Below are 5,939 nucleotides of genomic sequence, written 5' to 3'. Positions count from 1 at the left end.
GTTTTGTTTGGCCAGTTCCAGGGTGTAGCGGCTGTAGTGCTGCTTCATCAACTGGTAGACACAGCGTGGGTCCTGCAGCGTCGGGTCGACCTTGGCAAAGCCGTCCTCGCCGATTTCGTAGCCCCAGCCGGACTTGTCGGTGTAACTGCGCTTGGCCGCGTCGTAACCACTGAACAGGCCGTCTTCGAAACTGAAACCGGCTTTGACGATAAACGACACATCGGTGTAGTTGCGCACGTACTCGTGCTGGATCTTGTCGTTGCTCAGCAGGAAATTGATCAACCCGCCCATGAAGGCAATATCACTGCCGGTGCGGATTGGCGCGTAATAGTCGGCCACCGACGCGGTTCGGGTAAAACGCGGGTCGACCACGATCAGACGGGCCTTGTTGTGGGCCTTGGCCTCGGTCACCCATTTGAAGCCACAGGGATGGGCTTCTGCAGCGTTGCCACCCATCACCAGGATCAGATTCGCGTTGGCGATATCGGTCCAGTGGTTGGTCATGGCTCCACGGCCGTACGTCGGGGCAAGACTTGCCACCGTCGGGCCATGTCAGACACGTGCCTGGTTATCGAACCCCAGCATGCCAAGGCTGCGAATGACCTTGTGGGTCATGTAGCCGGCTTCATTGGAAGACGCCGAGGCGGCCAGGAAGCCTACGCTCAGCCAGCGGTTGACGGTCTGGCCCTGGGCATTTTTCTCGATGAAGTTGGCGTCACGGTCGGCTTTCATCAGGTCGGCGACACGATCAAGCGCGTCATCCCAGGAAATCCGCGTCCACTCGTTGCTCCCCGCCTTGCGCACCTGGGGGTACTGCAAACGGCTGGGGCTGTGGATAAAATCGAGCAGGCCGGCGCCTTTCGGGCACAGCGTACCGCGGTTCACCGGATGGTCGGCGTCGCCTTCGATATGGATGATGTTCTGCGCCACGTTCTTGGCCGCATCACCCTGGCTGTACATGATCAGGCCGCAGCCGACCGAGCAGTAGGGGCAGGTGTTGCGGGTCTCGATGGTGTGCGCCAGCTTGAAGTGGCGCACCTGCTCGGCGAAGGCAGGTGTCGGGGCCATGCCCAACGCCGCCAGGCTCGAGCCTCCAAGGCCAACTGCTGCGACCTTGAAGAACTGCCGACGGTTGAGATCCATCGTGCACTCCTGATCAGGTGGTGGACGCGCGGTGCGTTGCCGGCGTCGCTTGAACGATCACGGTGGCGACATTACTGGCAGTCACCAGTTGATACTGTAGTCAAGATTCCTGACCAGCGTGCTGAAAATGGCTCATTGCCGCCGGCATCACCCTGTTCGCCCCGCTACAGGTTGCGCACGACGTTGAGCGCAGCGCTGCTCTGGGCCACCGGCATGATCTCGATCGAGTTGATGTTCAGATGCTCGGGTTGCCGGGCAATCCAGGACACGGTATTGGCAATGTCCTCGGGGCGAATGGCCTCGACATCTTTATACAGCGCTTCGACCGCTTCCATGTTGCCGTTCAGGCGCACCACCGAGAAGTCGGTCCCTGAACACAGGCCCGGCTCGATATTGCTCACCCGCACCCGGGTACCGGCCAGGTCGGCGCGCAGGTTCAGGCTGAACTGTTTGACGAAGGCCTTGCTGGCGCCATACACATTGCCCCCCGGATACGGGTAGGTGCCGGCAATCGAGCCGATATTGATGATCAGCCCGCTATTGGCCTCGACCATCCTCGGCAGGATGCGTTGGGTGATCAGGGCAAGGCCGGTGATGTTGGTGGCGATCATCCGTTCCCAGTTCTGGGGGTCGCACTGTTGCGCGCGCTCGATGCCCAGCGCCAGGCCGGCGTTGTTTACCAGGACATCGATAGACAACGAGGCTTGATTGATCTGCCCGATTGCCTTGTCCAGCGATGCCTTGTCGCTGACATCCAGCGCCAGCGGGATGAAGTGTTCGCCAAGCTCCTGCCCCAGCTGCATGAGTTTGTCCATGCGGCGTGCGCCGCCGATGACCCGGTAACCTTCGGCGATCAGTTGGCGACAGATGGCTTTGCCAAAGCCGGCCGATGCGCCGGTCACAAATGCGGTTTTCATGCAGTTTTCCCCTTTATCAGCAGTTCAGGTCAGGTATTTCGCTCACACGAATCCCGTGTGTTGCCAGCTCAATGCGGTTAATGCATCGATCATCAGAAGCGATTGAATCGACTCAATCATTGTAATAACAGAAACAAAATCGACTCAATTTATTTCTGTCGCCGCGACCTTGCATACTGCCGAAAACAACATCCAACTAATTGATTTATATTGATATTCATGACAGTGAATTTTCACACTGCCGTTGCTTTCATAACAGTTTCCAGGCGAGAGCAGGCAGACGAAAACCAGATTAAATGCATTCAAAAAGACTCGATTACCCTTCGATTACTCTTAATCAAGGCTTTCATGCTAGGCTTGCGCGCTCATGTAGATTCTGGTGCTTTACCTATGTGGGTTCCTCAATACAGCGGCCATGCGCAGCCGGTTTACCTGATGATTGCCGATGCCCTGGAGCAGGACATCAGTACCGGGCACCTGAGCCCGGGCGATCGGCTGCCAACACTCAAGGACCTGGCTGAAACCCTGAAAGTCACCCCCGGCACCATTGGTCGCGCCTATGACGAGGCGGCCAAGCGCGGGCTGGTAATTGGTGAAGTCGGACGCGGGACATTTGTCCTGCAAGCCAATGCCAGGCCGGCCTCGCCCACGCCGGGCACCAGCACCGACAGCGCCCAGATCGACCTGTCGATCATCAAGCCCAATGACGCCGACACGGGCGGATGGCTACGGGATGCGATTACCGAACTCGCGCAGTCAGCGGATTTGAGCCGCGTTCTGGACTACACCACCGACGGTGGTCATACCGTGCACAAGCAAGCCGGTGCCCGCTGGGTACAACGCAGCCTGCCAGAGGCACGGTGGCAGCAGATCATCCTCACGTCTGGCGCGCAGCATGGCTTGCTGGTGGCGATCAGTAGCCTGTCGAACACCAATGACGTGATTCTCTGCGAAGCGCATTGCTACCCCGGGATCATCTCCCTGGCCCACAGCCTGGATCGACGCCTCAAGGGCGTGCAGATCGACGAGTTCGGCCTGCTGCCCGACGCCTTCCGGGCCGCCTGCATCGAACACCGTCCGGCACTGCTGGTGTGCGTGACCACCCACCAGAACCCGACCAACTCGATCATGCCAGCGCAGCGCCGCGAGGCAATTGCCCAGATTGCCCGTGAACATGATGTGTTCATCATTGACGATGACATTTACGGGTTCCTGGAGGCCCAACCGGTGCACAAGCCGATCTCGGCCTATGCTCCCGAGCGCTCCATCTACCTGACCAGCCTGTCGAAAAGCATTCTGCCGGCACTGCGCATCGGCTACCTGTATGCGCCCCCTGAAACCCTCTCGCGCCTGTCGTCGATGGTACGCAGCAGCGTGTGGATGCCTTCGCCGCTGATGGCACAACTGGCCAGCAACCTGATCAACAGCGGCATGGGCGAACAACTGGTCAAGGTGCAACAGCAAGAGGCCGCCGCTCGGCAGCAAATGGCCAGGGACATTCTTGGCGGTTATCGGATTCGCAGCCAGCCCAACAGCTTCCATATCTGGCTGGAGTTGCCTGAGCCCTGGACCTGCGACGAATTTGCCAACCTGGCCCGGGCCCACGGCGTAACAGTAGTCAGCGGCAGTCAGTTCCTGGCCCAGCGCACCACCGCGACGAGCGGAGTACGCATTGCCCTGATGGCCCCGAGCCGCGCCGAACTGGGCTTTGCCCTGACCAAGCTGGCCAGCTTGCTGGCGTCTCCGGAGCCCCGCCTGTTCTATTGATGCCGCATTGGCAAAACCCACAAGCAAGCCGCAGCCAGTTACCGGCTGCGGCTTTTGTTTGCGTTCCGACGCCCTGACGCCTTCGTCATCTCATTACCCCTCCCAAGTAGTCCGAAACTCCCATCTCGCCTGGGAGTATCGGCCGATGCGCGAGCTCCGGCGCTTATCCATAGTTGCGGCATGTACCAGTAGTAGGTCCACGATCCGGCGCCTATGCCTGGAATTGCTCAGGAGAAAGTCATGACTACACGCAAAAAAATAATAAAACCCACGAGCGACCTGACCGGTGACAGCAGTACCGATCTGCCCCCCCCCCACCAGGACGCCGTCGCGAGTAAAGACCAAAGCAATACCTTCATGAGCGATCCACCCTCCCTACAAACGCCAACCGTCACTACTGATCAAGCAGACTACGCCCCCGGCAGCACGGCCATCATCACCGCCAGCGGCTTCGCCGCCGGCAGCACAGTGGCGCTCGAAGTGGAGCACGCCACCGGCCCCGGCGCGGATAACGTGTGGGGCACGCCCGACGATGTACTCGATACCAACACCGGCGAGGGACATGAGCCTTGGTATGTGACCGACGGCGGTGCCGGCGATCTCGATGGCCAAGTCAACGGCAGCGTCACGACCTCGTGGTACGTGAATCCCGACGACTCGGCAGGCGCGACGTTCCTGCTCACCGCGGCCTCTGCAGGTGCCGATAGTCAGTTCGGTACCAGTGATGACGTTGTCGCGACAACGTCGTTTACCGACAGCGCCCTGAGTATCGTGGCGACGGGTGTGAACGTTACGCTGGACGAAACAGCCGGGTTGCAGAACAGCACGGCCACCGCAAGCCCTGCAGGAGACGCTGACGACAATGACATTCTGCTCACGGCGCTACCCTCGGCCTTCACTACTCGCTTGACAGCGCTGGGGGCTGGTACCGCAGCGGGTGCAGCCTTGAGTGGCTATACGGGTGCGGTGGGCAACACCGGCAGTGATGCGTTCACCATCACCGCGGCACCCGGCGGCAGCATTACCGATATCAGCTTCGTCGGCACCTCTGGCGCACCGCTCAATGGCCTGGACAGCGGACTCGATACCCTCAATGGCACCGATATCCTTCTCTATACCGATACCAACAACAACATCCTGCTGGGCCGAGCCGGGGGCCCAGCCGGCGCGATCGTGTTCGCGGCCTACATTCAAGAAAGCGGATCTCCGGTCACCGGCGGCAAGATCTGGACCGTGGAATACCAGCCGCTCAAGCATCCGGACGCCAGTAACCCGGACGATGCCCTCAACCTGCTGAACAAGGTGTTCATCGGTGCTAGCCAGGATTTGGTATTCAGCCTGGCCAATGCGCCCTCCGGGCAGAACCTGTTCCTGATGTTCACGACGGCGACCCCGACCGTTGTCGACGTCGGTGGGGTCTTGCGGATCACGGACCCGACCATTATCGCCACCGGCAAGAACCCCGCCGACCAGTCAAGCGGCGCCAATATAACGACGGGCGACACAATCAATACCAGCCAGGCGGGTGGCCCGACCACCTTCGGCACCAACAACCAGATGATTACGGAACAGGAAGGCATCCGCTTTTCGTTCGTCACCGGTGCCAGGCAGAATGTGACCATTCCCAACCTGGATCAGAACGAAGCAGATGTTGAAGCCAACATCGACTTCACCAATGTCTTCAATACGAGGTCGGCCACGTTCGACGTCGTGCAGTTGCAAAGCGGCAAAAGCGCTATCGTAAAAATCAGCGCATTCAGCACCGCTGCTGAACCTGGCGCGAATTTCATCAACGGCTATGTGGGTGATGCGTCGGTTGCAATCGGCAATGTTCGCGTCATCAACATCAGCACCGGGCTGGTGATCGAAATCTCGGACGGCTCGGCGAATGATCCGGCCATTGTCATCAGCTTTGCTTCCGGGGTTGCGACCATCACCGGCGTTAAAGCCGGCTACAAGATTGAATACACCACAACGGCAGACCACAACCGCGTGCTCATCGAGAACGGCGCGGCCATCGACGCCAAGGGCACTAACCATGCCGATTTCGATATCGGTGGCTTCAAGCTGCTCCAAGCCTCGACTACGACCGCCGAAATCGGCTCGAAGATG

Annotated in this window: 3 protein-coding genes and 1 pseudogene; 2 read left to right on the top strand and 2 right to left on the bottom strand. The window is 59.6% G+C overall.

Features of this window, described 5'->3' with window-relative positions; translation table 11 throughout:
* Together UW3_RS29485 and UW3_RS0112435 are read right to left on the bottom strand one after the other, a co-directional pair.
* Nucleotides 1-1,143: pseudogene (locus tag UW3_RS29485) on the bottom strand (molybdopterin-dependent oxidoreductase); the annotation flags it as partial.
* Between the two features lie 164 nt (nt 1,144-1,307).
* Complete coding sequence (locus tag UW3_RS0112435; RefSeq protein ID WP_010222811.1) at nt 1,308-2,060, bottom strand: SDR family NAD(P)-dependent oxidoreductase; 753 nt, start codon at nt 2,058-2,060, stop codon at nt 1,308-1,310.
* A gap of 390 nt (nt 2,061-2,450) precedes the next feature.
* On the opposite strand from UW3_RS0112435, the gene UW3_RS0112430 reads away from it, so the two are divergent.
* Entirely contained in the window at nt 2,451-3,827 is a 1,377-nt protein-coding gene (locus tag UW3_RS0112430; protein WP_010222810.1) for an aminotransferase-like domain-containing protein, read from the top strand.
* Between the two features lie 240 nt (nt 3,828-4,067).
* The coding region (locus tag UW3_RS0112420) for a DUF5801 repeats-in-toxin domain-containing protein (RefSeq protein WP_420220027.1) at nt 4,068-5,939 on the top strand (1,872 nt) is incomplete at its 3' end.

The sequence above is a fragment of the Pseudomonas donghuensis genome, from assembly GCF_000259195.1.
Taxonomy (GTDB): Bacteria; Pseudomonadota; Gammaproteobacteria; order Pseudomonadales; family Pseudomonadaceae; genus Aquipseudomonas; species Aquipseudomonas donghuensis.
Note: the sequence above shows the minus strand (reverse complement) of the source record. Positions and strands in the feature narration are given on the sequence as shown.